The sequence below is a fragment of the Lentzea sp. NPDC055074 genome (assembly GCF_053608005.1).
The window spans coordinates 2,501-4,590 of record NZ_JBSGUQ010000044.1; the positions used below are offsets into that span (position 1 = coordinate 2,501).

Annotated in this window: 2 rRNA genes (1 of these 2 cut by a window edge); both read right to left on the minus strand. The window is 52.2% G+C overall.

Annotated features, from left to right (window positions below):
• Positions 1-420, minus strand: a 23S ribosomal RNA gene (locus ACWF7A_RS44000); its annotated part reaches 2,500 nt to the left of the window's first position; the annotation flags it as partial.
• 146 nt (positions 421-566) lie between these two features.
• A 16S ribosomal RNA gene (locus ACWF7A_RS44005) occupies positions 567-2,090 on the minus strand; the annotation flags it as partial.

The window sequence follows — 2,090 nt, forward strand, 5'->3', positions numbered from 1 at the left end:
ACTCAGGATACATTCAAGAGAGAACGAAGTTTCGACTACGGGGTTGTTACCCTCTACGACGGACCTTTCCAGGTCGCTTCGTCTACCTCGTTCCTTTGTAACTCCGTATAGAATGTCCTACAACCCCAAGAGGCAAGCCTCTTGGTTTGGGCTATGTTCCGTTTCGCTCGCCGCTACTCAGGAAATCGCATTTGCTTTCTCTTCCTCCAGGTACTTAGATGTTTCAGTTCCCTGGGTCTGTCTTCCATACCCTATGTATTCAGGTAAGGATACCATACCATTACGTATAGTGGGTTTCCCCATTCGGAAATCTTCGGATCAAAGCTTACTTACAGCTCCCCGAAGCATATCGGCGTTAGTCCCGTCCTTCATCGACTCCTAGTGTCAAGGCATCCACCGTGCGCCCTTTCTAACTTAACCAAACTAAAAATTAAAAAATATGAGCTACACTGTTATCTAGTTTTCAAAGAACATACATTTATATATGAGAGATAGTTCTCTCAAAACTGAACAAAACGAAACACGGAAACTTATATTGATGAACAGCGTTCATCAATTCTCCATAGAAAGGAGGTGATCCAGCCGCACCTTCCGATACGGCTACCTTGTTACGACTTCACCCCAATCATCTGTCCCACCTTCGGCGGCTGGCTCCAAAAAGGTTACCTCACCGACTTCGGGTGTTACAAACTCTCGTGGTGTGACGGGCGGTGTGTACAAGGCCCGGGAACGTATTCACCGCGGCATGCTGATCCGCGATTACTAGCGATTCCAGCTTCATGCAGTCGAGTTGCAGACTGCGATCCGAACTGAGAACAGATTTGTGGGATTGGCTTAACCTCGCGGTTTCGCTGCCCTTTGTTCTGTCCATTGTAGCACGTGTGTAGCCCAGGTCATAAGGGGCATGATGATTTGACGTCATCCCCACCTTCCTCCGGTTTGTCACCGGCAGTCACCTTAGAGTGCCCAACTGAATGCTGGCAACTAAGATCAAGGGTTGCGCTCGTTGCGGGACTTAACCCAACATCTCACGACACGAGCTGACGACAACCATGCACCACCTGTCACTCTGCCCCCGAAGGGGAAGCCCTATCTCTAGGGTTGTCAGAGGATGTCAAGACCTGGTAAGGTTCTTCGCGTTGCTTCGAATTAAACCACATGCTCCACCGCTTGTGCGGGCCCCCGTCAATTCCTTTGAGTTTCAGCCTTGCGGCCGTACTCCCCAGGCGGAGTGCTTAATGCGTTAGCTGCAGCACTAAGGGGCGGAAACCCCCTAACACTTAGCACTCATCGTTTACGGCGTGGACTACCAGGGTATCTAATCCTGTTCGCTCCCCACGCTTTCGCTCCTCAGCGTCAGTTACAGACCAGAGAGTCGCCTTCGCCACTGGTGTTCCTCCACATCTCTACGCATTTCACCGCTACACGTGGAATTCCACTCTCCTCTTCTGCACTCAAGTTTCCCAGTTTCCAATGACCCTCCCCGGTTGAGCCGGGGGCTTTCACATCAGACTTAAGAAACCGCCTGCGAGCCCTTTACGCCCAATAATTCCGGACAACGCTTGCCACCTACGTATTACCGCGGCTGCTGGCACGTAGTTAGCCGTGGCTTTCTGGTTAGGTACCGTCAAGGTGCCAGCTTATTCAACTAGCACTTGTTCTTCCCTAACAACAGAGCTTTACGACCCGAAAGCCTTCATCACTCACGCGGCGTTGCTCCGTCAGACTTTCGTCCATTGCGGAAGATTCCCTACTGCTGCCTCCCGTAGGAGTCTGGGCCGTGTCTCAGTCCCAGTGTGGCCGATCACCCTCTCAGGTCGGCTACGCATCGTCGCCTTGGTGAGCCGTTACCTCACCAACTAGCTAATGCGCCGCGGGTCCATCTGTAAGTGACAGCCGAAACCGTCTTTCATCCTTGAACCATGCGGTTCAAGGAACTATCCGGTATTAGCTCCGGTTTCCCGGAGTTATCCCAGTCTTACAGGCAGGTTACCCACGTGTTACTCACCCGTCCGCCGCTAACATCAGGGAGCAAGCTCCCATCTGTCCGCTCGACTTGCATGTATTAGGCACGCCGCCAGCGTTCGTCC